Origin of the sequence: Pantoea sp. MBD-2R (assembly GCF_039134845.1) — a bacterium.
GTDB lineage: Bacteria > Pseudomonadota > Gammaproteobacteria > Enterobacterales > Enterobacteriaceae > Erwinia.
Window position 1 is genome coordinate 2,262,331 of sequence record NZ_CP152417.1, and the last position, 25,640, is coordinate 2,287,970.

Below are 25,640 nucleotides of genomic sequence, written 5' to 3' on the forward strand. Positions count from 1 at the left end.
CCTGATAAACTTCATGTGCATGTAACACAGGCTGGTCACAAAGCGTCCCGGGCCGGGATTGCCCGGGACGCTTCTGGTCACAGTTTTCCCGCATGCGTTTGTTCTGACGTGCCAAAGTGCGTATCGCCCCTGGCCGCAGCGCCGCCACCCTTAACGCTTTCCAGCTGTACGGTATTGCCTTTTTCCCAGGCATTCGCGCCCTTTGCTACCGGATGCGCGACGATATCCTTGCGTGAATCCCTGATTTTCTTCGTATCAACGTCGAAGCGTTTATCGCGGTCGGTTAACAGCCGGGGATCCATCTGGCCGTCAGCGGTAAAGCCCATCATCAGCGCCGGAATACCCATCGGCAGGGTTTTATCGCGATCGGTATGCCAGGTGTGCCAGGTTTTACCATAGGTATTGACGATGCGCGTCATCAGCGCTTTTTCAGCAACGGGCGGCAGACCCGGCGCAATCAGGCTGCCCGATTTCACTTCATACTGATGGCTGTGCCAGTATTTTTTCTCTTCCGGCGGCAGCGTCTTAAACAGCCGTTCGCTGATGATATATTCCACCCCCATCAGTTTGGCATCGCGGGTATTCCCGTCGTAAATCACCGCCTGCATCACATCATCATTAAGGATCGTGACGTAATGGTGGGCTTCCATCTGGCCATTATGATCGCCGTTATAAAAATGAAAACCATCCAGGTAGGCGTTAATCGCATCAATCGGCGGCCGGGATTGCATCACCGCCGCACCGCTGTCCAACACTTTCATTTTTCCGGAGGTTGGCGCGCCGGGGCTGGTCACTTTCGGCGGGCTGTTATTCGCGCCGCAGCCGCAGAGAAGCAATACGGCGAGCAGGGGGATTGTGCCTTTCATAACTGGCTCCATTAGGTAAGGGAATGTCTGAAATTGTTAACTTTTGCTGCAAAGCCTGGCAGGTTACTGGCGTTTATCAAGCTACCAGGCACCAGCTTATTCCAGTAAATGCCTTGCCGAGTTATTGGCTTTATCAATCAGCCCGGTCATGTTCACTCCTATCAGGTTGCCGTCGCGCTTAACCAGGCGGCCATCCACCAACACGGTGTCGACATTTTCGGGCCTGGCGGAATAGACGATCAGCGCGGCAGGATCGCCGCCGCCAAAACCGCTCATATTTAGCGTGCCGGGGTTGATAATTTGCACATCGGCTCGCTTACCCGGCTGGAGCGTGCCGGTGATGTTGCCTAATCCTGCGGCCTCGGCACCCTGACGAGTGGCAAGCGCCAGCAGATGTCGGGCATCGGGTTTGCCTTCATCTTTTGCTCCACCGCTCATCAGCAGGGCAGCCAGCCGCAGCGTGGCAAACATATCCGCGCTGCCCGCCAGCGCGTTGCCGTCAATGCCCAATCCCTGACGCGTGATGCGGCTGAAATGATCCAGCCGCGTCAGGCCATAGGCAACATGCGCTTCACTGATCGGGGTGAGCGCCAGACTGCCGCCTGCCTTTTCCAGCGCATCCAGCTGCTGCGGTGTGGCGTCTGTGGCATGGACGACGGTAACGAAAGGCGCGAGATAATCACGCTGGATCAGCGCGTTAAACATCGCATCGGCCTGGCCGCTGACGTGAACCTGTACCGGCAGATGGTGCTCACGCGCAAACTGATATTCACGGTCACGCATTGTCCAGTTACCGGCATCCTTTAAATCTTTTGGCAGGCGCCATGCAAGGCCCAGTGAGACGCGCGGTGTTTGTTTGGCTAACAGGGTTTGCAGATGCGATAAATCAATTGGCGAACGGGTGGTTTTATCAGGCCCGCCATAAAACATAATCGCCCGGATACCGGCGTCATTCAGCGCCTTGTAGCCCGCATCGGCCCATTCCGGGCCGCGGATATTGTCAAAAAAATCGCTGCTGGTGGTAATACCCGCCGCCAAAAGCTCCAGCGCGCCGCTATACATGGCGATGTAGACATCATCAGGCTGCATCGCAGCGCCTGACCGGCTACTGACCGCAGAAAATTTCCCTTCTTTATTACGAAACTGACCGCGCATTGTGGTGATCCACAGATGTGAGTGGGCATCGACAAAACCGGGTAAAACAAATTTTCCGCTGGCGTCAATTATCTCGGCATCGGGTTGCTGGAGATTTTTACCCATTTTACTGATGCTGTTACCGTCAATTAACAGATCGGTATGCGGCTGGTCAGCCATACCGGACTGCATAGAAAGAACGTAGCCGTTTTTGATCAAAATGGGTGCCGCACTGGCGGTTGGCGAAATGAAAATAGCGATATAAAGGGCAATGACCCACGCTGGATACATAGTTTTCTCCGGTTGGTAGTGGCCTTCTGATGCGATAAAAGAGTGAGGGACTTAATCAAGGTTAGCTGAGTTGCTTAGAATGGCTTCGGAAGAACATGGATAACGACCAATACCAGCCTGGCGAAAACTCTTTCTTGAAAAAGGCGGTTTTTTATATTTTAGCTATACTTATCATTAGGTTAAAATAAGGGGGAACGCATGCCAAAGCAGAATCATCATGACGCCGCTAAAACACAGCCGCAGGAGATTGTCAGTGAAACGCTGATGCAAACAGGCCAGGCGTGGAACGGCACGCCCTATACGGCTTACCCCGGCGGGAAACCGCAGTTGACGGTCATGAAAATGCACATTCCGGCGCACTCCGCGCTACCCTGGCATTCGCATTCGATGCCCAATATTGCCTATATCCTCTCAGGCAAGCTAACCATTGAAGACCAGGCGAGCGGTAAAACGCATCAGGTGAGAGCGGGCGAAGCGCTGAATGAAGCCGTAGGTGATATTCATCGCGGATATACGACCGATGAGCCAGCGGAGTTGGTCATTGTTTATGCGGGTGCAGAAGGGCTGCCGCTTTCTGTTTCGCTGCCCGGAGAACCGGAAGAATTTTAGGCCAGCCGATCGATTGCGCCCTGTCTTAGCTGAAATCATGCGAAAGTGTCATTAGACAACACGCCTGCGCAACGTTAATTTAGCGGGATAATACCTGAACGCCTCTCTGCTGCCCGCCAACTGCCGTATTTGCAGGCAGCAAAATGCGCCACTCTGATAAGGCCTGTACCATGAAAAAAATCGGATTTCTGTCGTTTGGTCACTGGACGCCGTCGCAACAGTCGGCAACCCGTTCCGCGGCGGATGCGTTGCTGCAATCTATCGATCTCGCGGTCGCCGCAGAAGAATTGGGGGCCGATGGCGCCTGGTTCCGCGTACATCATTTTGCCCGTCAGCTTAGCGCGCCTTTTCCGCTGCTTGCTGCGGTAGCAGCGCGTACCAGCAAGATTGAAATTGGCACCGGCGTGATTGATATGCGCTACGAGAATCCGCTTTATATGGCGGAAGAGGCGGGCGCAGCGGATCTGATCAGCGGTGGACGCTTGCAGTTAGGTATCAGCCGCGGTTCGCCGGAGCAGGTGATCGACGGCTGGCGCTATTTTGGTTATCAGCCGCAGGAAGGCGAAAGCGATGCGGATATGGGCCGTCGCCATACCGAAGCGCTGCTGGAAGTGCTGCGCGGCGAAGGCTTTGCCAAACCGAATCCGCAGCCTATGTTTCCTAACCCGCCGGGTTTATTGCGCACGGAGCCTTACTCACAAGGGCTGCGCGAGCGGATTTGGTGGGGCTCCGGCTCTAATGCCACCGCAGTCTGGGCAGCAAAGTCAGGGATGAACCTGCAAAGTTCGACGCTGAAGGATGATGAAACCGGCGAACCCTTCCATATTCAGCAGGCGAAACAGATTCAGGCTTACCGGGAAGCATGGAAAGCAGCCGGGCATCAACACGAGCCGCGGGTCTCCGTCAGTCGCAGCATCTTTGCGCTGACTAATCAGCAGGATCGCGCCTATTTCGGTTCAAGCGGGCAGGGTGGCGATCAGGTCGGTTATCTGGACGAAAAAACCCGCGCTATTTTTGGCCGCAGCTATGCAGCGGAACCGGAGCAGTTAATTGAACAGCTGGCGAAAGACGAAGCCATTGCCGCAGCCGACACGCTACTGTTAACCATTCCAAATCAGCTTGGAGTCGATTACTGCGCCCATGTGATGGAAGCGATCCTGAAACATGTTGCTCCTGCCTTAGGCTGGCGCGAATAACGGCGTATTTACGCTTCACAATTTTCCGTTAACAGACTGAAACGCCGCTCTCTTTTTAAAGGGCGGCGTTATTTATTGGGAACAGCCAATACTGGCTGTCGGGTAGCTTTTATTTTAGTTACAACATACTAATGTCTGTTGTTTATCCGCTCACTATAACATCGAGCAGCCATTAGTCAGGCAGAGCAAAAAGGCGAGAATCAGAAGCCAGCAGCTGAAGCTTGCCAGCCTGTGCCGCACATCATGGGCAGCAGGCTGGTGGAAGTCGGCAGGTGAAATGAATACTCAGGATGCCAGAGTCGCAACCTTCTCACGCATCAAGGGGATAAGCTGCTGCCCGTAAACGGCTGCATCGCGCAGCTGATCAAAGCCACGAAACAGGAAAGTGGTCACGCCCAGGCGGTAATATTCCAGTGCAGCATTGGCAACCTGCTCAGGCGTGCCAACCAGTGAGGTCGAATTACCTGCCGCGCCGGAGAGCGCCGCAATCTCAGTCCACAGGCAGCTGTCGTGAACGGCTTTTTCTTTGGCAAAACCGTACAGCCGCTGTGAGCCGCTATTACTGTCCGGATTGGCACTCGCCGGATCGATCAACGCTTTCGCCCGCGCCAGAATCCGCTCTGCACGCGCCCACGCCTCCGTTTCGCTGTCGCCAAGAATAGGGCGCAGCGACAGGCTAAAGCGGATTTTATCTTCACGACCATATTTTTTTGCGGCAGATTTTACCTGCGCGATGCGCTGTTTGATTTCTGCCAGCGGCTCGCCCCACATCATGTAGACATCGGCATACCGGGCTGCAACTTCTACCGCAGCCTCAGACGCGCCGGAGAAATAAACCGGTATATGACCTTCAACCGGTTTCACCTGCGTCAGGTTATCCCGGATGCGGTAAAAATCGCCGTGATGATCGAAAGGCTGCTGTTGATGCCAGGTATTGAGCATGACCTGTAGATATTCGGCAGTCCGTCCATAGCGGCTGTCCTTGTCCAGCCAGTCGCCATCGCGTTGCAAATCGCCGCTATCGCCACCGGTAATGACATTGATGGCAACGCGTCCCTGACTGAGCTGATCCAGGGTGGCAAACTGCCGTGCAGCGAAAGTGGGCGCCTGAAAACCAGGACGATGCGCCACCAGTAAACCCAGTTTATCGGTCTGCGCAGCTACCCAACTGGCGAGGATTAACGAATCGGGCGCGCGGGTATTGACGGCCAGCAGGACTTTATCGAAACCGGCGTATTGCTGCGTTTGCGAAAAAGCCCGGATAAAATCAGCGTTGACTAAAGGGCCTTCGGCAGCCAGCGCCTCGCTGCTTTCCTGCGATCCCACCAGGCCAATAAATTCCAGGCTCATTTATACACTCCTCTGTTGATTCGATGAAAATGCCAGAACACGCTGGCCTGCGGTTTGCAGGATCACATCGTCCTGAGGCGTATGGATGCGTGCGCAAAGCACGTTGCGAAGATGACGTTGCAGATCGCTACGGCGTGACAAACCCGGATTTCCGGCGGCTTCAATAGCCAACTCAACGGCCTCAATCGCCTGACTGGTGATCAGATGCTTTAACTGGCCGCCGCGGACAGGATCAATGTTGCCTGTAGCCGCACTGTGCAAAAGCGTTTGGTTGCTGAACAACAGGGTATCGATGCGCCCGGCGAGGGCTTGAAAACGGGGAAGGGTTGCCAGCGGTGCCTGAAGCGCGGAAGGTATCCGATGCTGCAAAAAATCATGTAGCCACTGCTGCGCGCTTTGCGCGACGGCATCGTAAACGGCCGAGAGCAGCACCGACATCCACAACGTTTCCTGTGCGTCCTGGGCCGCAGGTCGCTCACTCAGGCTGATAGCATGGTCAAAAGGGATCGTCACCTGCCGGAAAACGACCCGATGACTACAGGTCGCCCGCATGCCTAAATGATCCCAGTCATCAATAATTTGCACGCCGGAGGCGGAAGCGGGTACCAGAAAGCTGCCGGTCAGCGGCTCTGGATCATCGGTAGCGCCCCAGACCAGCAACCAACTGAGGCCGTGACTGCCGGTTGAATAGATTTTTTCACCATCAAGCTGCCAGCCCTTTTCAGTACGGGTAGCCCGCGTGGCAGGAAGCCCACCGCGTGCCGGGGTTCCCAGCGCCGGTTCGACTCTTAATGAATTGATCAGCGCCCCGTTCTTAACAATGTCTGCTGCAACCTGTTGTTGTAACGCTGCCGTCCAGCCACTGGCCGTCCGTAAGCGTAGCGAGTGCAGATAGTGCATGGTCAGGATTAACGCTGACGACGGATCGCCCTTAGCAACCGCCGTTATCACACGCAGCGCGGTTGCCAGATCACATTCGTTGCCGCCCAGCCGTGCGGGCAGTGCCAGCCTCAGTAAGCCGGCATCGTGCAACTCGGCAAAATTATCATGGGGAAAATCACCGGTGACATCATAGTGCGCGGCCCGCTGCGCAAAGGAGCGGGTCAGGGCGGCAAGACGTTGCGGGCTGCCCGGATCTGAATCAACCCTCTGCGGATCAAACCCGGAGGAAAAAGGGGAAAAGGCCGGACTGTTCATCTGTTTCAACGCCTCCACTATTTCATATTTCTGAATAGCAGAAACAGAAATATCGCGAAAAATTCGATGACAGAATGCAAATTAGCGCATCAGTTGTAAAAGACGTAAAACAGATAAGGTAATTAACTATCGGCATAATTATTTTTTAAAACAGAGGGGTGATTAATATTATGATGAGACGAGAACTTTGCACAATCATTTCTTATCTTGATGATTTATAAAATTTTTACATTAAATTACTTCATTATTCAGCCTGCGGTTAAGCGCGGGAATCACGTTGACGCTATCCAATTAACCCGTTCGGAATGGAGCCTGTAGAGTGAATCAAAATTTAATATTGTCGCGTCGGCGGCTTTTGGGATTATTGGGCGGCGCTGCCGTTACCTCTTTATTCAGTCCGAACGTTCTGGCGCATAATATGGCTGGCATGAATGGCACAACGGATATTGAAGGCCCGGGGAAATGGGCATTACCGGCAATGCGGAAGGTTAAACTGGCGGTTAATCTAAACGCTATCTGCATTGCACCGGTAACGGTTGCAGATAAACAGGGCTTTTTCCGTCAGCACAATCTTGATGTGGAGTTCGTCAACTTTGGTAATTCAACCGAACTGCTGCTGGAGTCGATCGCCACTGGCAAAGCCGATGCGGCAGTGGGCATGGCGCTGCGCTGGCTGAAAGCGCTGGAACAAGGCTTTGACGTCAAGCTCACGGCAGGCACGCACGGCGGCTGTATGCGGTTGGTTACGCTGGCTCAGGGGCCGCAAAATTTTGCCGATCTGAAAGGGAAAACCATTGGCGTAACGGATATGGCAGCGGCAGATAAAAACTTTTTCTCGCTGCTGCTGAAAAGGCACGGTATCGATCCGGTAAACGATGTTAGCTGGCGCGCTTACCCGCTGGATCTGTTACCGATGGCGCTTCAGAAAGGGGAAATTCAGGCGGCAAGCGGCTCCGATCCGGTGATGTGGCGGCTTATTAACCAGTCTGGATACCGTGAACTGGCGACCAATCTTACGGATGAATATGCCAATCTCAGCTGCTGTGTCGTGGGCGTGCGTGGTGCATTGACGCGTGATGCCCCCGCCGTTGCCGCAGCCATCACCCATGCCATTTTACAAGCCCATGCCTGGGCTGCGAAGCACCCGGATGAAATCGGCGATGAATTTGTCAGCCACGCGCTTAACACCACGGCTCAGGAAATTAGCGCCGTACTTCAGACGCATACCCATGGGCACTCGGCAACGGGGGACGCTTTTGTTAAGGAACTGGCAGTCTACGCCCGCGATTTAAAAGCCATTAATGTACTGCGGCCCGATACCGATCCGCAGCTGTTTGCTCGCGGCATTACGGCCAATGTTTTTGCCTGAAGAACCAAGGAATTTTAATGAAACGTTCTCTGTTATTAATCATGCTGTTGGCAGGTGCCGCCACGCAGGCCGACGATGGCGTGACGCTGCGCATCGCTGATCAGAAAGGTAATATGCGTGCCCAGCTGGAAGCAACCAACCTGCTGGAAAACCTGCCGTATCATATTGAATGGGCAGAGTTTCCGGCGGCAGCTCCCTTAGCGGAAGCGCTAAATGCAGGCGCTGTTGATGTCGGCATTATTGGCGATGCACCGCTGCTTTTCTCCATAGCGGCCGGTTCGCAGGTTAAGGCCGTGGCGGTAGACAAGTCCGATCCTTACGGCACGGCGGTGGTGGTTAATAAGGATTCCGCGATTAAAACCGTTGCGGATCTGAAAGGAAAAAGCATCGGCACCGGCAGGGGATCGGTAGGACATTTCGTTGCGTTGAAGGCGCTGGAACAGGCCGGCATCAAACCTGAAGAGGTGCATTTCCGTTATCTTACCCCGTCAGATGCTAAAATTGCGCTGGCCAGCGGCGCGGTGGATGCCTGGGCAACGTGGGATCCTTACACCGCACTGGCAGAAACCTCGGGGACCGGTCGGGTACTGGTGAGTGGGCGAGGGTTATCGACGGGGAACAGTTTCCTGGCAGCGACCGACAGCGCACTGGCTAATGAAACGAAGCGTAAAGCACTTCAGGATTATATTAACCGGCTGGCTGAAGCGGAAAAACAGGCGTACGCCAATATTGATAATTATTCGGTGACGCTGGCTAAAATCATTGGTTTCCCGAAAGAAGCGATACGACTCTCTTTTGGGCGACGTCAGTCACACTGGCAGGCGATTGACAGTGCCACCATTACCCAGCAGCAGGAAACGGCTGACTTTTATCAAAAGCAGGGACTGATAAATAAGCCTTTGCAGGTGGAACCGACCTTTTACCGGGGGTTAACGGTGCAGGCGCAGTAGAGGAAGAAAAGAGAGGCATCATGCCTCTCTTCATTACAGGCCGTCATTCGTTAAGCTGATTTCTTTTTACTGTGTTTCCGATGATGGCTTTTCACGCCGACAAAAGGCGCAAAGCTAAAGTTTATTCTGGCTTGACCGGTACGTGGGGAAAAAAGGACATCCATTTCATCTGTAAATTCAGCGCCGTTCTGATAGTTAAGCCTGAATATAAAGTTAGACATCATGGTCCAGTTAATTATCCATTCCACATCAACCAATTGTGAATCTTCAAACAATATATCATTAAGCAAATATTCGAAAGCATAATTATCTAAAGGCCAGGTGACAGAGCGTCCGGCACTGTCATCATAAATATATTCAATGTCAGAACTGATAAGGGAAATATCGCGTATATCATAATTTCTGCAAGTGGTCAGGAAAAAATTGAAGAATTGCAGTAAAGCATCTCGCATTGCTACCTGTGGTTTTCCCCGCAGGCTTTCATCAACTCTACCAAAGTTTGAAGACAGGTTCAGCTGAGGCATGATAGTTACCCGTAGTTAATTTATTGACAATATAAGATCCCTGGAATACATGCAGGTATTTACAGGGAGTTTGCAAGACAATTTAACCTTAGCACTACTTTTAACTGATTGCGTAAATTAATAATAACTGGTAGTGCCAGTTATTCTTATTAATTACATTTTCTATCAGTCTGCAATAGCTGCTCACATTAGATATTATTTTTTATTTTAGTTTGACTGGTTGCTGTTAAAAGTATTTTTGATCGTGATTTTTAATATTTCACTTTTTCTAACTCTTGCATTAAATGTATTTTTCCTTGCGTCAAGACCCGGAGGGAATATCTCAAGTGACCAACCTTTTCCTGCCTGATTTTATAAAAACCCGCTTTCAAATGACAATGAAATTAATTAGGGCATTATTTTCCTTTAGTTGCCTGATTTTTATGACTTTTTAATGATATCGCCGTCTTAATGATCTAAGGAAAATCTGATAGGATGCGTACGCAATTGACTGATTTAACAGGGGATTGTTATAAGTTAACTCGTACTTAACATTCTTATCCCTTCTGTTATTTAGATTGCGTTACTGATAGAAGTGGGGGCTATTTCGTTAAAAAAAGCCAGTACTGATATAAGCGCAAAGAGAATTTCACAGGGGATGGATTTCATCTCTGACGGCAGGCTATTAATTCCAATTCCATAAAAGGAGGAAAAAATGCATTAAATAGTCTATGTGAGGGGGGCTGCTCAGCAGCTTTAACTGAGTAGTAATAAGCAAGGTTTTTTTTAAATTAAAACGTTTTTACTTCTGTATAACTAATCAAAAACTTAATAACTCAAGGAGTTACCTATGTCTACTTCATTGTCTCAATCTATTTTATCTTTAAATTCCGTTACCTCGGCACTTAAATCAGCAACTGGCGGAGCGGGTGATGACTCGATTAGTCAGGTTACGGGTAATCTGGCCCAGATTACCGATATTATTACCCGACTTCAGGCGGAAGGTAAGGCGTTTGTTACTTCCACTACTGCGGCACTCAGTAGCATTAAGCCTGAAGATCTTTCAAATGCCTCAACCTATAGCGATCTGCTAAAAACGGCCGTTGCTGATTTTTCTAACTCGGTAGAAAGTGCAATTAAAACCCTTTCTCCGCTTAAAGATTCAGTATTAACTTTCGGAAATGGCATTCAGAGCACGGTAACTACGCTGACCTCGGAACTTTCTACCCTTCAGAGCACGCTTGCCGGTAATCAGGCAGCGCTGACCAAAGCGCAGAAAAGCTACAGTTTGCTAAGTGGATTGGGTTCTCTGGGTGGCGTAGTCGGCTTATCGGGGGCGCTTGCACTGGTGAAAAGCCTGGAGAGTATTGTTTCCGGGAACCAGCTGAAGCTACAGGATTTGCAAACTACGCTTGCGGATAAAATCAAACTGCTGAGTTTGCTGACTTCCGCCAACGGCTCAGTCGCTGATAGTTTCAATGTTTTACCGGGCCTTTCAGGGTCGTTGCAATTTTTGCAAACCGACGTGGCGAGTCTGGCAGCCGATATAAGTGACAATGCTTCAGCAGCGGCCATTCCGGTCATTATTTCTGCTATTACAGGCGCATTAGCTGAAATTAACAGTTCAGTAAATTGAGTTTTTGTCTCTATTTTCCCAGGGCTTCGGCTCTGGGTTTTTTTACGGCATGACATTATTGATTCTGCCGGTTTATGCTTTGTAAAATATTCTTCTTAAGCCAGTCAGTAGACCGCGTTGCGCGTGCCATTACCGTTGGGCAGCTAACCTCTTCAATTGCGCATGAAATAAATCAGCCGCTGGTGTCTATCGTAGCCAATGCCGGAGCCAGCCAGCGATGGCTTAAACGAGACCTCGCGAATCTGGAGAATGCCAGTAAAAGCCTTGTTTACAGGCAGTTAAACATAACATGAAATGAGTAGTGATAAGTTACAGATTATCAGATGATTTTTATTAATAGTGGGTATGGAATATTAGTTACAGCACGCAATTCTTTTTCTATAATTAATCTCTTATCTTATATACCCCTCAAAAAAATACAGGTATGCACGCCCGGATTTCGCTATAATCCCGCTTCTCGAAAAGAGAATTCCAGGGACAACGGAGCAGGGAATGTCTGACAGGAAAACAAAGGGCCGCAGGAACGCGAGCCCGACACCGCACGATCTCGCCTTTAAACAGTTTCTGACCCATCCCGCTACCGCACGGGATTTTATGCAGCTGCATTTGCCCGCGGAGCTGCAGGCCGTCTGCGATTTCAGCACTCTTAAGCTGGAGTCCGGCAGCTTTGTTGAGGAAACGCTTCGTCCCTATTTCAGCGACGTGCTCTACAGCCTGAAAACCACGGCCGGCGATGATGGCTACGTCCACGTTCTTATCGAACACCAGTCCACGCCGGACAGGCACATGGCGTTCAGGCTTCTTCGCTACGCGGTGGCGGCCATGCAGCGCCACCTTGACGCCGGGCACAAAAAGCTGCCGCTGGTGATACCGGTGCTGTTTTATACGGGAAAGCGCACTCCCTATCCCTATTCAACCCGCTGGCTGGATGAGTTTAATCATCCCGGGCTGGCCGGTAAGCTTTACGGCGGTGAGTTTCCGCTGGTTGACGTCACGGTGATTTCCGACGACGAGATAATGGGCCACCGCAGCATGGCTGCCCTGACGCTGCTGCAAAAGCATATTCACCGGCGCGACCTGGCAGAGCTGCTGGACAGGCTGGCGACCCTGCTGCTGAGAGAACCGGTTACGGGACAACAGCTGACATCGCTGATAAACTACCTGATACAGACGGGTGAAACGGCAGACGCAGAGGCGTTTGTACGCGAACTGGCACAGCGTGTGCCGCAACATGGAGACGCTTTGATGACCATCGCACAACAGCTTGAACAGAAGGGCATTGAGAAAGGCATTGAGAAAGGCATTGAGAAAGGCATTGAGAAAGGCATTCAGCTTGGCAGGCAGGAAGGCCGTAACGAAGGTAAACTCGAAGTCGCCCGTACCATGTTGCAGAACGGCCTGGATCGCAATATCGTCATGAAAATGACCGGGTTAACTGAAGACGATCTGGCGCAAATCCGCCATTGATGGTTCGTTGCCTGACCGTCAGCCTGTAATCACCTCATACACCAGCGTCACTGGAGATAATTGCGCTGTTTTCAGGTAATCTCAGCACGTTTACTTTTTAGCACCACTTTGTTTTTTTGTGCAGCAAAGTGGTTATCAATAAAAATACCAATCCCAGCGCTATGCTTTATTTCCCGCCATGGCGAGCTTCCATTAGATCGACCATCGCACCCTGATGTGCATCTACGTTTCGTATATAGCGCATCAGCGTTTCTGGTTTCTTCCAGGTACCTTCCTGCATAATCTGCGCTACAGCGTAGCCTTGCTTTGCCATATCCTGAGCCGCGCCAACACGTGCGCTGTGGCCGCTCCAACCCCGATAACGATTTTTATTGGCTTTAGCGGGCTGAAGAGGTCCGGCAATTTGCCATGCCTGAATAAAAATAGCCTCAAGCGCTGGCGTAGTGAGCGGACGGTCGCAGGTCACTATCACCTGATTACTTCGATGCACCGGGCCAAACAAAAAGGCATCGGGTTCAACCGCCAGCCCGGCACTTTCAATCCATTCGGTTAGCCGCTGGCTGGAAAGGGTGCTCAGAGCTTTAATCAATCCACCCGTTTGCACAATGGTTTTTGTCCAGCCAACGTCCAGAATTATTCGCCCATCTTCCGCGCGCGTAATATCGCCAACCCGCAGACGGGCCAGTTCACTAATACGCAACAGCGTACCGTAAGCAACATGCAGAAAAGCCAGGTTGCGCATTTCCTTTTTACGTGACGAGTTCCTCCAGCGCTCATCCAGCATCATCAGGTCTGCCAGACGAAAAGGAACGGCCTGGCCGGTACGTTCACCCGCGATCACTGCGGTTCGATTAATCTTTTTAATAGTACGAAAAACCAGGGGTGAAACCGTAGGGGAGATCAGACCTGCGTTGCGATGCAGCATTGCAATCAGTGAAGCATGTGTGGCGATGGTAGAAGAGGCCCGGCCTGATGAATGCAGAAAGCCAAGATAGTCACGCAAATCAGCCGACTGCATTGGCAAAAAGCTGCGGGAATTATCTGCCGCCCAGCGAAAGCAAATGCGCATTACGCTGAGTAGTTGTCGCCAGGTATTGGCAGAAAAAGCCTCTTTATCTTGTACAAATTCTTTCAGCCGCGCAGAAATCGCGTCATCAGATGAAATCAGGGGCAGCAGGTCGTCAGCTGCTGTTATTTCAGGCATAACGTGTCCAATAAATACTCCATTTAACAATCGATCGCGCTACGTAAATTCTATAGAAAAAGCAGGGGAGTTACCCTAAAGAATTCGCGTAGCGTTACCGGCTCGCTGTTTATAATTTAAACACCCATGAGCCGGCATTAAAAATGGTCACGATCGAAAAAAGTTAGTTAGCGATCTTTTTTGCCGCAGAATTTTATCATAATTGCTCAACACCAGGCCATTTTAACTTTATATAAGTCCCATTATATAAAGTTAAAGCGGTAATTGCTCAAAAACCAAACAAAAATCGCTGCCGTTGGAGGGGTTACAGCGCAAGTGTCAGCGCGGATCAGGATAGGGCAAAACAAGGGATATGCCGTTCACTATGCAGAAAGATGCCTGGGAACAGTGCGCTACTGGTAAGATTATATAGATCTTTCATGATCGCAGAAGCATGCGATCCGCTCAGTATCTAAGCATATACAGGCCTGCTGGCAATCAGCGTGTCGTGCTCCAGAGGGCTACCTTCTGTAAACCGAATACTCAGATTTTAACTGTTCCAGGTACCCACGATATTATTGAGTACATAGGCGCTCTCATCATAATCTATCAGGCCCGGAGCGATAAAACTGCCGAGCAGAGCTTGACCATCATCGACAAAGAAAATAAGAAGAAGGTTATCATCGAGATAGAGATGAAATTTGGTTGTCAGCCTTACCATATTCGTAATGCTGTACGAGGATAAATAACCGAAATCATGCGGGATATTTTCTGTAATCATCTGCGTTAATTGACCGGTAGTGAATGAAAATGGCCAGCTATTAGTAAACTCCAGGGAAATGATATTAATATTTAACTGTGAGTATATCGTTGCATTTGCATAGAAATTTGTATTCTGATCGGAGCCATTAAGAAGTGCCTTCGCATAAGTTTGCATATTTATGGGCGCGACAGGTATAAGGGAGATGGTATTTCCCAGTAACGTCATCAATGTATCCACAAGCTATACCTCCGGGATCATCATCCCGCATCAGGAAGACAGCTGCCACGGACAGCAGAACAGGTGGCCGTGGGGCGATAATGATAAGCATATACTCGGTTAGTAACAAAGCCAGTTAACCCCTAAAACAGGGGCTAACCAGCAGGATCGCACGAAGGCAATCTACATTTTAATGCGCGGGTTGTTGCTGCTGCTGTTTCTCTTGCTCTTTCTTCTCTTTTTTATTAGCCATATGGTGGCCAACTGCACAGCCTGCCGCCGCGCCAGCCACGCCGTGATGCTTAATGTGTCCAGCCACGCCGCCAACTGCAGCCCCTTTGATGCAGCCTTTTGCCTGTACCTGAGACGTGGCAGAAAGCAGCAGACCGAAGGTAACCGCTAAAACTGATAATTTGCGCATAACTCTTATCCCTTAAAAATTGATGTAAATATGTTATTGATTGGTAAGAGAGAATAGCGTGCTTTAAAGGAAAGGCCAGCGTATGGCCTTTCTTTCAGAGCAGTCTGCAATTCAAAATATTTCAGGCGGCGCTTGCCTCAAAGTGGTAAGGCGTTTACTGATTAAGCTCGCGTTCTTTGATGTCCGCAATCGGACTCAGGATGTCGCGATCGAACTCGTTTAACGGCTGATCAGCTTTAACCCGCTCAGGCCAGTCATGGTTTGCCAGAGCGCCACGACCGAGTGCGATAAGATCTGCCCCCATCGCCATCACCTCTTCTGCGCGACCAGGATCGTGCAGGGCACCATTGGCAATCAAAGTGAGAGAAGGGGCATATTGATGCGCGAGCTCAACCAGCGAACGCTCGTCATCGGCAAATGCAGGCTCCCAGGCTTCATACTCCGTCACATGGATGAAGTCCACGCCAGACTTTTCCAGCAGCGAAAAGATTACCCGGGCATCTTCCACGCCTTTTCCCCATTTATGCACGAAGTCATTCACTTTGCCCTGCGAAATACGAATACCAACCGGAACGTCTGCGCCGAGACGCGCACGAACCGCCTTAATCACTTCAAGGCCAATGGTCATGCGTCCAGCCGTATCGCCGCCCCATCTGTCAGTGCGCAGGTTACTGTATTCAGTAAAGAACTGGTCGAGTAAATAGCCGTTTGCACCGTGGATTTCCACGCCATCAAACCCGGCCTCATGGACAGCACGTGCCGCTGCATCCGCAAAATTGGTTATAATTTCTTCAATCTCGCTGTCACTCAGCTCACGCGGTAACGGGTATTGTCCTTCTCCGCGATAAAACGGCATCTGCTCCCCTTTAGGGCGGATTGCAGAGGGCGCTACCGTCTCAGTCACATAATGGTTTCCTTGTGACAGCGCGCCAGCGTGTTGGATTTGAGCAAAAATAGCCGCTTCCTGGCGGTGAACAGCATCGGTTATCTCCCGCCAGGCATTGACCTGCGCAGTGGAAGTAAGGCCCGCCTGAAAAGCATAGGTCTGTGACCAGGCCCGATCGATATAGATGCCTTCGGTGATAATCAGACCAAAACCGCCACGCGCCAAACTCGCGTAGTAGCGTTTCATTTTTTCACTGGCGCAGCCATCTTCGCTGGCCGTTACACGCGTCATTGGCGCCACGGCAAGACGGTTTTTCAAACTGATGTTGTTGCCTTTCAGGGCGGTAAATAAAGGAGAGTGATTCATATTTTATCCGTTCGCAATTAACCTTGTGGAGTAATATAGTCTCTCTGATTTGGCGCTTAAACAGGCCATTATGATATGCTGGTATAACGATAATCGTTATAAAAGTCGGCGCTATGAACCTTAATGACGTGCAGCTTTTCCTGATCATTACCGAAACGCTCAGCCTTTCTCAGGCGGCTAAAAGGCTGGATATTTCTCCTATGGCGGTTTCCCGGCGGCTGGCCGGACTGGAGGGCGAGCTGGGCATTCGGTTGATACAGCGCACGACGCGTTCCGTTTCTCTGACGCCCGAAGGCGCTGAGTTTATTCCCTACGCCAAAACCCTTGTTGAGGCGGCAGAAAGTGCGAAAGCCTCGTTCTCACCTGATGCAAAAGGCGCGTCAGGTTTATTACGGATTACGGCACCTTCCGGCTTTGGCCGCCGGCAGATACTGCCGCTTATCCCTTTGCTGCTGGCTGGCAATCCAGCGCTGAAAATTGATTTACAGCTGAATGAAGAGGTAGTCGATATTGTTGGCCGCGGCATTGATGTGGCTATCCGCATCGCGAAGCTAAAAGATTCAAACTTGATTGCCCGCAAGATAGTCGACAATCCCCGCATACTTTGCGCATCTCCTGATTATATTAAACAGGTTGGCGTGCCTGATACGCTTAACGATCTCACTCACCACAACTGCCTGAGGTTAACCAGCGTTTTGCAATGGACGTTTGAACAGGAGGGCCAAAGCACCAGTATCAGCGTGGATGGCAGATTCAGTTCAGGCAACGTTGAAAGCGTCAGGGAACTGTGTATGCAGGGTATTGGACTGGCACAGTTAACGCTGTGGGATGTTAAAAAAGAAATAGAGGAGGGCACGCTTATTGAAGTGAAGTTGCAAGACGCCCGCCCTCAGGATCTTTCCGTTTGGGCGCTGTTTCCTACCACGCGACATTTACCTCAGCGGGTAACGGTTTTTATTGAAGCCTTGAAAGCCTCGTTGATTAAGTGAAGGGCACCAACTGGTACCAGCGTCGCCCAGTCTCCATGTGCTGAGAGGCTAAAACTATCGGCTTCGTTTTCAATAATTCAGCAAAGCCTGTTTAAACGAGAAAATATGGACGCGCGCGGCTTCTGCGGCACGTTCTGTATCACCGTTTTCCAGCGCGTCGATAATCGCATCGTGCTCGATAATCACTTCCTGCATATGACTCTCGCTTGATAACGTTGTGGCCCAGAAGCGTTGAGCCTGCGCGTGGATTACGCTGAGAATATCGGATAAACGGCTGTTTCCGGCAATGTCCGCCAGCCGCTGATGAAATTCGCGATCCAGCAGCATGACCTCGACCCGATTGCGCGCTTCGCTGGCGGCGGCAATCTGCTGATTTAGCTGCCTGAGCGAGACGATATGTGACGATGTCACTTTTCGGCTGGCGAGTTGCAGGCATAGCGTTTCATTTACCATACGCACTTCTATCAACTCCAGCGCATCATCAATCGAGAGAGGGGAAACCATCACCCCTTTACGCGGGATAATCTGCAACAAGCCTTCGGTCGCCAGCCGGTGCACGGCCTGATTAACCGGCGTCCTGCCCATCGCCAAATCGTTCATCACCTGCGCGGTATTCAGATATTCGCCCGGCTTATAGCGCAGCGTGATGAGTTTATGTTTGAAAGCCTGATAGGCCTGCTCGTTAAGAGAAAGCGCTCGGGGACTGGCTGCATCAGGCGCTTCAGCAATCGCATCACTCATGTTTTTTTCCTTATCCAACGTTCTCACCATATTACACAAAAAGGTGGCATGAAAATCGCAAGATTGAAAATAGTGTGAAATTTCACACGAATTTCATTTAAGGGGAAAGAGCGATGAAACTGACGTTTACCACCGATGACAAAGCAGCGCCACTGATTGAAGTTGAGATAAATCAGCTGGTTATTGCAGGCTGGGTAGGAAGGGATCGGCAGGCGGTGTTGCACCACATCAGGGAGCTGGAAGCGCTGGGCGTGCCCCCGCCAGGTGCAGTGCCGCTGTTTTACCGCGTCACCACTAACCAACTCAGCCAGCAACCTCATCTGGAAGTTGTAGGTGCAGAAACGTCAGGCGAGGCGGAGCCGTTTGTCTTTTTCCATCGGGGTGAATACTGGGTTTCGCTCATTTCCGATCATACCGATCGTCATCTGGAAACGTTCAGCGTTGCCCTGTCGAAACAAGCCTGTATTAAGCCGGTTGCAGGCCACGCCTGGCGGATAAAAGAGGTTGCTGAACACTGGGATGCATTGGAACTGAGCGCCTGGATTAAAGAGCAGGGCGAATGGGTCAGCTATCAGCAAGGTTCACTGGCTTCTTTATTGACGCCGATGGATTTGCTGGCGCGTTATCTGTCTGACACGCCGGCCGAAGAGGGTTTTGCCATGTCCTGCGGCACGCTGAGTGCGCTGGGCGGCATTCGTCCGGCCAGTGATTTCCGCATGGCGCTGCACGATCCCATCCTGAACCGCACGCTAACCCATCAATACAGCACTGGTCTGTTGCCAGTCGTAGCCTGAGGAGACTGACGATGACGACACTATGGCAGGCCAGCCAGCGGCTGAAAGAGGGTGAGGCAACCCCGCAAGACTATACCGAGGCGGCGCTGTTTGCCGCCACGGAGAAAAGCGGTGAGGGCGCTCGCGTCTTTACGCGCTTATATACCGATAATGCCCGCAGACGGGCGATTCAGGCGGGTATCCGCTGGCAAAAGGGTGAAGCACTCAGTTCCGTCGACGGTTTACCGATCAGCATTAAAGATCTGTTCGATGTGGCTGGTGAAGCCACCACCGCAGGCTCCACGCTGTTGATCAACGCGCCCGCAGCGAAGACGAACGCCAGTATGGTGAACCGTCTGGAACAGGCCGGTGCGGCGATCGTCGGTAAAACCAACATGACCGAGTTTGCCTTTTCAGGACTGGGCATCAATCCGCATTACGGCACGCCTGCAAATCCGTGGCAGCGCAACTCGCCGCGCATCCCTGGCGGTTCCTCCTCCGGCGCAGCGGTATCGGTAAGCGATGGCATGTGCCTGGGCGCAATTGGGACGGACACCGGCGGCTCGGTACGCATCCCGGCGGCGCTTTGCGGCCTGACGGGATTTAAGCCCAGCGCCAGCCGCATCGGGCAAGCCGGTACGCTGCCCCTTGCCGCTTCGCTCGACAGTATCGGCGTTATCGCCCATGACGTGCGCAGCTGCTGGCTGCTGGACAGCATCATTGCTGATGAACCACTGATGCTTGCAGAATGCAATCTGTCACAGGCGCGTTTTGCGATCCCACAAACGCGCGTGCTGGATGATTTAGAAGATGACGTCCGCCAGGCCTGGACCGCCACGCGCGATCTGATTCAGGCTGCGGGTGCAACGCTTGTCGAGATACCGCTAACGGAGCTGGCCGAGCTGACAACCCTCAACGCACGCGGCGGCATCATAGCCTGGGAAGCCTGGCAATGGCACCAGCAAAGCGCGCAGTCACGGCCGGAAGCTTACGATCCCCAGGTATTAACCCGTCTTCAGGTCGGCCGCGGGTTAACCGCGCAGGATGCCGAAGAGCTTTATCAGCAGCGTGCTGCCTGGAAACAGCGTGTGGAGGCCGCACTGACGGATTTTGACGGGATGCTTATGCCCACCGTCCCGCGTATTGCGCCCACTATCGCCGAACTTGACGATCCGCAGCGCTACAAAGAAATCAATGCACTGATGCTGCGCAATACCAGCGTTATCAACATGCTGGACGGCTGCGCTGTTTCGCTGCCGTGCCATCAGCCGGGCCACGCGCCGGTGGGGCTGATGCTGGCCGCCACCCAGGGTAAAGATGCCGCAGTACTGAGTCTGGCGTTAGCCCTGGAAATCCTTCTTTTACGGAGGAGATCACGATGACTCTTTCCCACGGCATGCTGTTTGTCGCCACCCAGATTGCGCCTGAAGATGAGGCTGATTTCAATCCGGCGGATGTGCAGCTTTACCCGCTCAGCTGGCAGTTAACAAAGCAGGAGATGACCCATGGCGAATACTGATTCCACGCTGCTCCAGACCGCCCGGAGCGGAATGTCTAAAACGGGTCGGCTGGCCGCGGCCAGTTCGGTGGGCACCGCGCTCGAATGGTATGATTTCACCGTCTATAACATTATGGCGGCGCTGGTCTTCAACCATGTTTTCTTTCCCAGCTTCGACCCGCTGGTCGGGACGATTCTGGCCTTTTCCACCTATGCGGTTGGCTATATTTCCCGCCCGGTCGGGGGGTTTATTTTCGGTCATTTGGGCGACGTTGCCGGCCGCAAAGCGGTGCTGATTACCACGCTGGTGATTATGGGCGTCACCACCGCGTTGATGGGCCTGCTGCCCGGCTATGCGAGTTGGGGTATCTGGAGCCCGGTACTGTTGGTCACGCTGCGCTTTATTCAGGGAATTGCGCTGGGCGGCGAGTGGGCAGGTGCCGTGCTGCTCTCTATGGAACATGGCGATGCCAACAAACGGGGACGTAACGCTTCGTTCGCCCAGGTTGGCCCTTCCTGCGGCACGCTGATTGGCACCGGTTTTATCACCCTGGTCACGCTGGCGCTGAGCGGTGACCAGTTTCAGGAATGGGGCTGGCGCGTGCCGTTTCTGCTGAGTCTGCTGCTGGTGATGTTTGGCCTTTGGCTTCGCCGTGGCGTGGAGGAGACGCCCACCTTTGTCGCCATGCAGGCCAGTGAGAAAACCACGCACACGCCGCTGAAAGAGGTCTTTGTTCGCTATCCACGCGAATTGCTGATTGCGGGAGGCGCGCGCATCGGTTCCGATGTGCTCTATGCACTGGTCGTGGTCTTTACGCTGACCTATGTTACAACGGTGCTGCACTTGCCGCGGCCGGTCGCGCTGCTGGCGACCATGCTGGGCGCAATTGGCAATGCGATTACCGTGCCGATGTTTGGTGCACTTTCCGATCGGCTGGGCAGAAGGCCGGTTTATATCGCAGGCGTGCTGCTGGCGGCGGTTTGGTCATTTGTCTTTTTTGTGCTGCTCGACAGCGCGCAGACGGTATTGATTGTACTGGCGGTCATTGTCGGCCTGCTGATCCATGCGGTGATGTATGGCCCGCAGGCGGCATTTGTCACTGAACAATTTCCCGGCCACGTTCGTTATGCCGGTTCTTCGCTGGCTTACACCCTGGCGGGTATTGTCGGCGGGGGTTTTGCGCCGCTGATTATTACTTCGCTTTATAAAGAGATGGGCAGCACGGTGTGGGTCTCTTTATATGTTTGCCTGGCGCTGGGGATTACGCTGATTGCATTATGGAAGGCAAAAGAGACGGCATATAAACCGCTGTAAACCCGTTTAATTCACAGTAAATAAAGCCTGACCGCTGTCGGGCTTTATTTTTTCCATACCAAAAATCCATTACTTGTCTTCCGGATCGTTAAAGAAGAAGGCGACTTTATTACCGTCAGGATCGCGCAACCAGGCAACGTAAAAATTCTTCCCGTAGGCATCGCGCCGTTACCGGCAACAGCAGGCCTGCCATCAAAAGGTTTGGCGATAAAACGGCATCGTAAAATTTTTCGGCCGTATGCAGATCGTTACTGCCAGGAAATAAATAACTGAGCATACCTTATCCTTTTGCCTGTTCTTATCCTTTTTAATGAAGTCGAAGCACGGCCAGAATGCAATAAAAAAGAAAACCCCGGCCGAAGCCGGGGTTTTGCGTTCTGAGGTAAACCAGAAAGACTTACTGCAGCAGAGACAGCACGCCCTGTGGAACCTGGTTAGCTTTTGACAGCACGGAGGTACCGGCCTGCTGAAGGATCTGCGCTTTGGACATGTTAGACACTTCCGTTGCGTAGTCAGCATCCTGAATACGTGACTGAGACGCGGTCAGGTTGGTCACAGAGGTGTTCAGGTTGTTAATGGTAGATTCAAAACGGTTCTGAATCGCACCCAGGGCACTACGTGAAGTATCCACGTCTTTGATACGCGCATCGAGGTCAGACAGGTCGCCGCCGGTCACGCTGAAGGTAGCGCCCAGGCCAGAAGCCTGGAAGCCTGCGCCTGACAGGTCGATGCTGATCACGTTAGCGTCGGTAGAATCGTTAGCGCCCACCTGGATTTTTACGCTGCCGGTGGTGTTGAAAATTGCCGTGCCGTTAAAGGTACTTGCCGCGCCGATACGGTTGATTTCAGACAGACGTGCATCAACTTCTTTCTGGATTGAGTCGATGTCGTCAGCGCTGTTGGTGCCGTTTTTCGCCTGCACGGTCAGTTCACGAATACGCTGTAAGTTGGTGTTGATCTCGTTCATTGACCCTTCAGCCGTCTGAGTCAGAGAGATACCGTCGTTGGCGTTACGTGCTGCCTGAGTCAGACCTTTAATCTGAGAATTCATGCGGTTAGCGATAGCTTCGCCCGCAGCATCATCTTTTGCGCTGTTGATACGCAGACCAGAAGAAAGACGCTCGATGGCGGTGCTCAGAGAAGCCTGGGATTTGTTCAGGTTGTTCTGAGTGGTCAGGGACATAATGTTGGTATTGATAACGGACATAGTATTTTCCTTCAAAAATTGACTTGGGTCGATTACGGCGCCCGGATGCCCGTCACCGTCAGTGAATTATTTATCGGCGACAGTTGGCAGAACTTTAAACAGATCTGTGAAAGATCTTCTGGGGGCGTTATGACCGCTGAAAAAAACGTAACCGGCCTTATCTGCTGTCTTTCAGGCGAAGCAAAGCAGCCCCTGAAATTACTCAGGCGCTGACCCCTTACGGGATGACAGCGGCTACCGGACAGCACGCACGCGAGGGGGCAGTAGCGTTTTGGCAACATCCTGAAAACAAAATTCCCCGCCACCGGGAAACCCCTGCTCTACGCTAAAAAGACGGTATTTTTTAGTGAGCGAGTCGAATGAAACAGAATAATAAGGGTATTTCACCCTATAGCGGATCGGCAGGGGGTTGGGGCGCACTGAAAGCGGTGGCCGATGCCATTCGCGGCCAGATGGCCGTGAAGCAGGATGTGATCGCGCTGTTCAAAGTTAACCAGCCGCAGGGCTTTGACTGCCCCGGCTGTGCCTGGCCCGACCCGCGTCATGGATCCTCGTTCGAGTTCTGTGAAAACGGCGCAAAGGCCGTTTCTTGGGAGGCAACCAGCAAGCGCACCACGCCTGAATTTTTTTCCGCGCACACCGTTAGCGAGCTTTGGTCGCGCAGCGCTTACGAGCTGGAAGGCGAAGGGCGACTCACACATCCCATGAAGTATGATGCCGCCAGCGATACTTATCAGCCCATAGAATGGGAAACCGCGTTCCGGGAAATCGGCGAAAAACTGCAAGGCTACGATCCCGACAGCGTGGAGTTTTACACCTCCGGCCGTGCTTCCAACGAAGCCGCTTTCCTCTGGCAGCTTTTCGCTCGCGAATATGGCACGAATAACTTTCCCGACTGTTCAAACATGTGTCATGAGCCGACCAGCGTCGGACTGCCGCAGTCAATTGGCGTTGGCAAAGGCACCGTTGAACTGGACGATTTTGACCATTGCGATCTGGTGATCTGTATCGGTCACAATCCGGGAACGAACCATCCTCGCATGCTCGGCACGCTGCGTGAAGTGGCTAAACGCGGCGCAAAAATCGTGGCGATCAATCCGCTGCGTGAACGTGGCCTTGAGCGTTTTACTTCGCCTCAAAGCCCGGTCGAAATGCTGTCGCTCAGCTCCACCGAATTAGCGTCAACCTATTATAAAGTGCGGGTTGGCGGCGATGCGGCGGTGTTAAAAGGGGTGATGAAATGCCTGCTCAAAATGCATGATGAGGCGCTGACAGCAGGGAAACCTGGCGTGGTGGATGAGGCCTTTATCCAGCAGCACACGGAAGGCTTCGCCGCCCTTAAAACCGATCTCGACGGAACGGACTGGCAGCATATTGAGAAAGTCTCCGGGATGACGTTCGCCGAAATCCAGAACATCGCACACCTCTATGCCTCGGCAGAAAAAACCATCATCTGTTACGGCATGGGCATCACCCAGCACCAGTACGGTACGCAGAACGTGCAGCAAATCGCTAACTTACTGCTTATGCGTGGCAACATCGGCAAGCCTGGCGCAGGCATTTGCCCGTTACGCGGCCATTCCAATGTGCAGGGCGATCGCACCGTTGGCATCACTGAAATTCCGCCGCAAAGCCTGCTCGACAGTCTGGAAAACGTCTTTGGCTTCAGGCCGCCGCAAAAGCACGGGCACGGTGCGGTCAGTGCGGTTCAGGCGATACGCGACGGGCGCTCTAAAGCGTTGCTCTGCCTGGGCGGTAATCTGGCGGAAGCCATTTCCGATCCGCAGGTAACGTTTGCGGCCATGCGCAAGCTGGATCTGGTGGTGCATATGGCCACCAAGCTCAACCGTTCACATCTGCTGCTGGGTAAGCATAACTATCTGCTGCCGGTGCTGGGCCGTACCGAAACGGATCGGCAGGCATCCGGCGAACAAAGCGTAACCGTTGAAGATTCCATGTCGATGGTGCATGCGTCACGCGGTACGCTGAAACCCGCTTCGCCATTCCTGAAATCAGAACCGGCGATAGTGGCGGGACTGGCTAAGGCGACGCTGCCCGCGACGCGGGTTGAGTGGGACAAAATGGTCGGCGATTACAACGTTATCCGGGAGGCTATTGAGGCGGTGTTCCCGGCATTTAAGGATTTTAATCAGCAAATTCTTCAGCCTGGCGGTTTCCGTTTGTATAACGCCGCGTCGGAAAGGAAGTGGCTGACGCCATCAGGACGCGCGCAGTTTAAGGTGATGCAGGGCATTAATGAAGATCCGCGCTCGCTAAAATGTCACGACCTGGTGCTGACTACGCTGCGTAGCCACGATCAGTACAACACCACGCTTTACGGTCTGAACGATCGCTATCGCGGCGTCACCGGCAGACGCGACGTGCTGTTTATGGCAGCCAGTGAGGCTGAAAAACGGCAGCTTCGGGTGGGAGACAAGGTCAATATGATTGCGCTGGATCCGGATGGCAAACAGACTTCACGGCGACTGAATAGCCTGACGATAGTGGTGTATGACATGGCGCCCGGCTCCGTCGCGGCTTACTACCCGGAAGCTAACGTACTGGTGCCGCTCGACAGTTTTGATACCGAAAGCGGCATTCCGGCCTATAAAAGCATTCCAGTGGCACTGGAACCCGCCAAGGTGCTCGAAACGGAAGGCGTTATACGCTAGCTGCCGCATACAGAGAGGCGTAAAGCCTCTCTGTAATATAAC

23 protein-coding genes are annotated in these 25,640 nt (G+C 52.3%); 12 read left to right on the forward strand and 11 right to left on the reverse strand.

Features of this window, described 5'->3' with window-relative positions:
- Nucleotides 1-77 precede the first annotated feature (77 nt).
- On the reverse strand, nucleotides 78-866 hold the full coding sequence (locus tag AAGQ96_RS10415; protein WP_342755465.1) for an OBAP family protein: 789 nt from the start codon (nucleotides 864-866) through the stop codon (nucleotides 78-80).
- A gap of 96 nt (nucleotides 867-962) precedes the next feature.
- On the reverse strand, nucleotides 963-2,291 hold the full coding sequence (locus AAGQ96_RS10420) for an amidohydrolase family protein (protein WP_342755466.1): 1,329 nt from the start codon (nucleotides 2,289-2,291) through the stop codon (nucleotides 963-965).
- 198 nt (nucleotides 2,292-2,489) lie between these two features.
- On the opposite strand from AAGQ96_RS10420, the gene AAGQ96_RS10425 reads away from it, so the two are divergent.
- Both AAGQ96_RS10425 and AAGQ96_RS10430 read left to right on the forward strand, forming a co-directional pair.
- Nucleotides 2,490-2,900 (forward strand): cupin domain-containing protein, encoded by a 411-nt coding sequence (locus AAGQ96_RS10425; protein WP_147197809.1) that lies wholly within the window; start codon nucleotides 2,490-2,492, stop codon nucleotides 2,898-2,900.
- A 170-nt stretch (nucleotides 2,901-3,070) separates the two neighbouring features.
- Nucleotides 3,071-4,096 (forward strand): LLM class flavin-dependent oxidoreductase, encoded by a 1,026-nt coding sequence (locus AAGQ96_RS10430; protein WP_342755467.1) that lies wholly within the window; start codon nucleotides 3,071-3,073, stop codon nucleotides 4,094-4,096.
- A gap of 285 nt (nucleotides 4,097-4,381) precedes the next feature.
- Here AAGQ96_RS10430 and AAGQ96_RS10435 read toward each other — a convergent pair whose 3' ends face one another.
- The gene (locus AAGQ96_RS10435; RefSeq protein WP_147197813.1) at nucleotides 4,382-5,446 is read right to left on the reverse strand and encodes an LLM class flavin-dependent oxidoreductase; all 1,065 of its coding nucleotides are present in this window, start codon (nucleotides 5,444-5,446) and stop codon (nucleotides 4,382-4,384) included.
- Nucleotides 5,447-6,643 carry an acyl-CoA dehydrogenase family protein gene (locus AAGQ96_RS10440; protein ID WP_342755468.1) on the reverse strand — a complete coding sequence of 399 codons (1,197 nt, stop codon included), beginning with the start codon at nucleotides 6,641-6,643 and terminating at the stop codon, nucleotides 5,447-5,449. It lies immediately after the preceding gene.
- A 319-nt stretch (nucleotides 6,644-6,962) separates the two neighbouring features.
- Between AAGQ96_RS10440 and AAGQ96_RS10445 the strand changes: the two genes are divergently transcribed.
- Nucleotides 6,963-8,012, forward strand: a complete 1,050-nt coding sequence (locus AAGQ96_RS10445) for an ABC transporter substrate-binding protein (RefSeq protein WP_342755469.1) — start codon at nucleotides 6,963-6,965, stop codon at nucleotides 8,010-8,012.
- Nucleotides 8,013-8,029: 17 nt separating this feature from the next.
- A complete protein-coding gene (locus tag AAGQ96_RS10450) occupies nucleotides 8,030-8,962 on the forward strand; it encodes an ABC transporter substrate-binding protein (protein WP_342755470.1) in 933 nt (310 codons plus the stop codon).
- Between the two features lie 50 nt (nucleotides 8,963-9,012).
- Here the strand turns inward: AAGQ96_RS10450 and AAGQ96_RS10455 are convergent, their stop codons facing one another.
- The gene (locus AAGQ96_RS10455) at nucleotides 9,013-9,486 is read right to left on the reverse strand and encodes a hypothetical protein (RefSeq protein WP_342755471.1); all 474 of its coding nucleotides are present in this window, start codon (nucleotides 9,484-9,486) and stop codon (nucleotides 9,013-9,015) included.
- Nucleotides 9,487-10,315: 829 nt separating this feature from the next.
- On the opposite strand from AAGQ96_RS10455, the gene AAGQ96_RS10460 reads away from it, so the two are divergent.
- Both AAGQ96_RS10460 and AAGQ96_RS10465 read left to right on the forward strand, forming a co-directional pair.
- Nucleotides 10,316-11,101, forward strand: coding sequence for a hypothetical protein (locus AAGQ96_RS10460; RefSeq protein ID WP_342755472.1), 786 nt, complete (start codon nucleotides 10,316-10,318; stop codon nucleotides 11,099-11,101).
- Nucleotides 11,102-11,593: 492 nt separating this feature from the next.
- Entirely contained in the window at nucleotides 11,594-12,568 is a 975-nt protein-coding gene (locus AAGQ96_RS10465; RefSeq protein ID WP_342755473.1) for an Rpn family recombination-promoting nuclease/putative transposase, read from the forward strand.
- Between the two features lie 166 nt (nucleotides 12,569-12,734).
- Here the strand turns inward: AAGQ96_RS10465 and AAGQ96_RS10470 are convergent, their stop codons facing one another.
- The 4 genes from AAGQ96_RS10470 to AAGQ96_RS10485 form a co-directional block, all read right to left on the reverse strand.
- Nucleotides 12,735-13,772 (reverse strand): tyrosine-type recombinase/integrase, encoded by a 1,038-nt coding sequence (locus AAGQ96_RS10470; protein WP_342755474.1) that lies wholly within the window; start codon nucleotides 13,770-13,772, stop codon nucleotides 12,735-12,737.
- Between the two features lie 529 nt (nucleotides 13,773-14,301).
- Nucleotides 14,302-14,751: a hypothetical protein gene (locus tag AAGQ96_RS10475; protein WP_342755475.1), complete on the reverse strand. Its 450-nt coding sequence runs from the start codon at nucleotides 14,749-14,751 to the stop codon at nucleotides 14,302-14,304.
- A gap of 169 nt (nucleotides 14,752-14,920) precedes the next feature.
- The gene (locus AAGQ96_RS10480; RefSeq protein WP_147197828.1) at nucleotides 14,921-15,151 is read right to left on the reverse strand and encodes a hypothetical protein; all 231 of its coding nucleotides are present in this window, start codon (nucleotides 15,149-15,151) and stop codon (nucleotides 14,921-14,923) included.
- Nucleotides 15,152-15,305: 154 nt separating this feature from the next.
- Nucleotides 15,306-16,403 (reverse strand): NADH:flavin oxidoreductase, encoded by a 1,098-nt coding sequence (locus AAGQ96_RS10485; RefSeq protein WP_342755476.1) that lies wholly within the window; start codon nucleotides 16,401-16,403, stop codon nucleotides 15,306-15,308.
- Between the two features lie 113 nt (nucleotides 16,404-16,516).
- Between AAGQ96_RS10485 and AAGQ96_RS10490 the strand changes: the two genes are divergently transcribed.
- Nucleotides 16,517-17,392, forward strand: a complete 876-nt coding sequence (locus tag AAGQ96_RS10490) for a LysR family transcriptional regulator (RefSeq protein ID WP_342755477.1) — start codon at nucleotides 16,517-16,519, stop codon at nucleotides 17,390-17,392.
- A 69-nt stretch (nucleotides 17,393-17,461) separates the two neighbouring features.
- Here AAGQ96_RS10490 and AAGQ96_RS10495 read toward each other — a convergent pair whose 3' ends face one another.
- Complete coding sequence (locus tag AAGQ96_RS10495) at nucleotides 17,462-18,133, reverse strand: GntR family transcriptional regulator (protein WP_342755478.1); 672 nt, start codon at nucleotides 18,131-18,133, stop codon at nucleotides 17,462-17,464.
- 113 nt (nucleotides 18,134-18,246) lie between these two features.
- On the opposite strand from AAGQ96_RS10495, the gene AAGQ96_RS10500 reads away from it, so the two are divergent.
- Genes AAGQ96_RS10500 through AAGQ96_RS10515 form a run of 4 tightly spaced genes read left to right on the forward strand, consistent with a single transcriptional unit; the run spans nucleotide 18,247 to nucleotide 21,719 of the window.
- Nucleotides 18,247-18,927 carry a DUF2848 domain-containing protein gene (locus AAGQ96_RS10500; RefSeq protein ID WP_342755479.1) on the forward strand — a complete coding sequence of 227 codons (681 nt, stop codon included), beginning with the start codon at nucleotides 18,247-18,249 and terminating at the stop codon, nucleotides 18,925-18,927.
- An 11-nt stretch (nucleotides 18,928-18,938) separates the two neighbouring features.
- Nucleotides 18,939-20,288: an amidase gene (locus AAGQ96_RS10505; protein WP_147197837.1), complete on the forward strand. Its 1,350-nt coding sequence runs from the start codon at nucleotides 18,939-18,941 to the stop codon at nucleotides 20,286-20,288.
- Nucleotides 20,285-20,425, forward strand: a complete 141-nt coding sequence (locus AAGQ96_RS10510; protein ID WP_168199618.1) for a hypothetical protein — start codon at nucleotides 20,285-20,287, stop codon at nucleotides 20,423-20,425. Before AAGQ96_RS10505 ends, AAGQ96_RS10510 begins: the two co-directional genes overlap by 4 nt.
- On the forward strand, nucleotides 20,412-21,719 hold the full coding sequence (locus tag AAGQ96_RS10515) for an MFS transporter (protein ID WP_147197839.1): 1,308 nt from the start codon (nucleotides 20,412-20,414) through the stop codon (nucleotides 21,717-21,719). Before AAGQ96_RS10510 ends, AAGQ96_RS10515 begins: the two co-directional genes overlap by 14 nt.
- Nucleotides 21,720-22,116: 397 nt before the next feature.
- Here AAGQ96_RS10515 and AAGQ96_RS10520 read toward each other — a convergent pair whose 3' ends face one another.
- Entirely contained in the window at nucleotides 22,117-22,926 is an 810-nt protein-coding gene (locus AAGQ96_RS10520; RefSeq protein WP_342755480.1) for a flagellin, read from the reverse strand.
- A 359-nt stretch (nucleotides 22,927-23,285) separates the two neighbouring features.
- Between AAGQ96_RS10520 and AAGQ96_RS10525 the strand changes: the two genes are divergently transcribed.
- Nucleotides 23,286-25,598, forward strand: coding sequence for an FdhF/YdeP family oxidoreductase (locus AAGQ96_RS10525; protein WP_342755481.1), 2,313 nt, complete (start codon nucleotides 23,286-23,288; stop codon nucleotides 25,596-25,598).
- Nucleotides 25,599-25,640: the final 42 nt, after the last annotated feature.